The organism is Streptomyces sp. UH6 (assembly GCF_013421635.1).
GTDB lineage: Bacteria > Actinomycetota > Actinomycetes > Streptomycetales > Streptomycetaceae > Streptomyces > Streptomyces abyssomicinicus.
In genome coordinates, this window is sequence record NZ_JACADT010000715.1 from 1 (window position 1) to 2,921 (window position 2,921).

The window sequence follows — 2,921 nt, forward strand, 5'->3', positions numbered from 1 at the left end:
GCCTGAGCCGCCGCCGAGGGGGAACGGGGGAGGGGCGGCGCCCGGAGTGTTCCGGGCGCCGCCCCTCGGCGTTCTCGGGCCGTCAGGGCCGTCAGGGCCTTCAGGCCGCCGTCACAGCGTCTTCGGCGGGATCGGCGACGCCGCCACCGACTGCGGGGAACTGCTGCTGGCGAAGGCCGACGGCGCGGCCATCCCGGCCGTCGGGTCGACGACCGGCTCCTCGACGGCCTGCTCCGGGACGCCGATCATGCGGATGCCCGCCGCGTCCAGGGCCCGCTTCATCCGCCAGCGCAGCTCGCGCTCCACGTTGACCGCCTTGCCGGGCATGGTCCGCGCGGTGACCCGGATGACCATGGAGTCCAGCAGCACGTCGTCCAGGCCCAGCACCTCGACCGGACCCCACAGGATCTCGCTCCAGGGCTCCTCCTTGGCGATCCGCTCGGCGACCTCGGTGAGCACCGACCGGACCCTGTCCAGGTCCTCCTCGGGCCGCACGTTGACGTTCACCCCGGCGGTCGCCCAGCCCTGGGAGGCGTTGCCGATCCGCTTGATCTCGCCGTTGCGGACGTACCAGATCTCGCCGTTGTCGCCGCGCAGCTTGGTGACGCGCAGGCCGACCTCGATGACCTCGCCGGTGGCCACGCCCGCGTCGACGGTGTCACCGACGCCGTACTGGTCCTCCAGGATCATGAAGACACCGGAGAGGAAGTCGGTGACCAGGTTCCGCGCGCCGAAACCGATCGCCACACCGGCCACACCGGCCGAGGCGAGCAACGGCGCCAGGTTGATCTGGAAGGCGCCCAGCACCATCAGGAACGCGGTGCCCAGGATCACGAAGGAGGCCACGGACCGCAGCACCGAGCCGATCGCCTGCGAGCGCTGACGCCGCCGTTCCGCGTTGACCAGCAGGCCGCCGAGGGTGCTGCCCTCGGAGGCGGAGGTGTTGCGGTTCATCCGGTCGATCAGCCGGGTGATGGCCCGGCGGACCACCATCCGCAGGACCATCGCCACCGCGATGATCAGCACGATCCGCAGGCCCACCGCCAGCCAGGACGCCCAGTTCTCCTGGAACCAGCCCGCCGCCTCGGACGCGCGCTCGTGCGCCTCCTGGAGGGTGGGCATGGTCGGCGTCGGAGCGGGCGTGGTCGACGCGGGGGACGTCGTCGTGGACGGGTCCGGGCCGGCTGCCGGGAGGGCGACGGACAGGGACACGGTGGGATACCTCCAGGTGCGGTGGCTGCCCCGGCGGAACGGTACGGCGACGACCAGGAAAGCGGAAGGGGGCAGCCCGACCACAGTAACGGGGCAAACCGGGTACCTCCCCTGCTTCGCGGCGAAGAGAGACGGGCCTCACCAGAGGATGAGGAAGGGATAAGGGAGGACCTCGCGGGCCGTGGGACGCCGGGGGCGGGCGGGGCCGGTGGGGCGCGCCTGTGGCAAGGACCACGCCCGGTGGCGCCACCCCGTTGTTCCCACGTGGTGGCGCCGCGACCAGGGCAGAGGGGAAACTGACTCCAGATCGTCACGGCGCGAGCCACGCGCCGCCGGCGTACAAGGAGGCACCGTGCCGCATGTCCTGGTCCTCAACGCGTCGTACGAGCCGCTCGGCGTCGTACCGCTCCGCCGCGCGCTCGTCCTCGTCCTCGAGAACAAGGCAGTCTGCCTCGAGGAGTCCGGCGCCCACCTGCACAGCGCGACCCTCTCCCTGCCGGCGCCCAGCGTGGTCCGGCTCAAGCGTTTCGTCCGCGTCCCCTACCGGGGGCCGGTGCCGTTGACCCGGCGGGCCCTGTTCGCCCGCGACGGCGGGCGCTGCATGTACTGCGGCGGTGTCGCCACCAGTGTCGACCACGTGATCCCCCGCAGCCGCGGCGGGCAGCACGTCTGGGACAACGTGGTGGCCTCCTGCCGGCGCTGCAACCACACCAAGGCCGACCGCCACCTCGGCGAGCTGGGCTGGAGACTGCGCCACAAACCGGCCCCGCCCACCGGTCTGGCCTGGCGCATCATCGGCACCGGCCACCGGGACCCGCGCTGGCTGCCCTACCTGAGGCCGTACGGCGCGGACGAGGCACTGGCCCGGATCGACGGCGTATCGGCCTGACATCGATCCGGGCCTTCGTGCACCTCGGCGCCTTGGCCGGAGCGGGCCCCGGCCAGGACCCCGGTGCCTGCGCCGCCACCCGTTCGGGGGAGGCGATGTCTGGCACGCCGCCCGGTGGGTAGCCAACTGTCCGGGCGTGCCGTTCGTCCTCGGCACCGCGACGGCCGGCGCCCCACCGCGACACCTCGTTTCCGCGCTGCGCGCCACCCCGCTTTCCCGACACCCGCGGCACCGCGGCACCGCGGCACCGCGACTGCGTGACACCGTGACACCGCGCACGTTCGACACCGTCCACATTCGACACCGTCCACTTTCGACACCGCGCATCTTCGACACCTCGAACCATCGAAACCTCGACGAGGAGGCACCGTGGCCGGACCGGTACCGGGGGAGTCGCTGGCGCGGCTGGCGGAGCTGTACGGCGTGGCCACGGAGTACCGGCCCGCGCCGGACCGCACGGTCACCGTCCCCGAGGAGGCGGTGACCGCCGCGCTCACCGCCCTGGGCGTGGACACCGCCGACCCCGCCGCCGCGCTGGCGGCGCGGGAACGGGAACTCGCGCGGCGGCTGCTGCCACCCACGGTGGTGCTCACCGGGCAAGGGCTCCCGTCCCTGCCCGACGGCGCCGTCCTGCCCGAGGGCACCGCCCTGCGCGTCGTCACCGAGGACGGCGCGACCCGCACCGGCCGGGCCTGTCTCGACGGGCTCCCGTACGGCGTCCACCGGCTCACCGCCACCACGCCCGACGGCCGCACCGGCGAGTCCCACCTGATCGTCGCCCCCGACCGCGCGCCCGGTGTGGACGGGCGGCACAAGGGAC

Annotated in this window: 2 protein-coding genes and 1 pseudogene; 2 read left to right on the forward strand and 1 reads right to left on the reverse strand. The window is 73.5% G+C overall.

The features are described from left to right. Positions 1-111: 111 nt before the first annotated feature. Positions 112-1,212 (reverse strand): mechanosensitive ion channel family protein, encoded by a 1,101-nt coding sequence (locus HW445_RS24730; protein ID WP_180223147.1) that lies wholly within the window; start codon positions 1,210-1,212, stop codon positions 112-114. 352 nt (positions 1,213-1,564) lie between these two features. Between HW445_RS24730 and HW445_RS24735 the strand changes: the two genes are divergently transcribed. Together HW445_RS24735 and HW445_RS24740 are read left to right on the forward strand one after the other, a co-directional pair. After that, a complete protein-coding gene (locus HW445_RS24735; RefSeq protein WP_108955294.1) occupies positions 1,565-2,101 on the forward strand; it encodes an HNH endonuclease in 537 nt (178 codons plus the stop codon). Positions 2,102-2,470: 369 nt separating this feature from the next. Further along, positions 2,471-2,921, forward strand: a pseudogene (locus HW445_RS24740) (4-alpha-glucanotransferase); the annotation flags it as partial.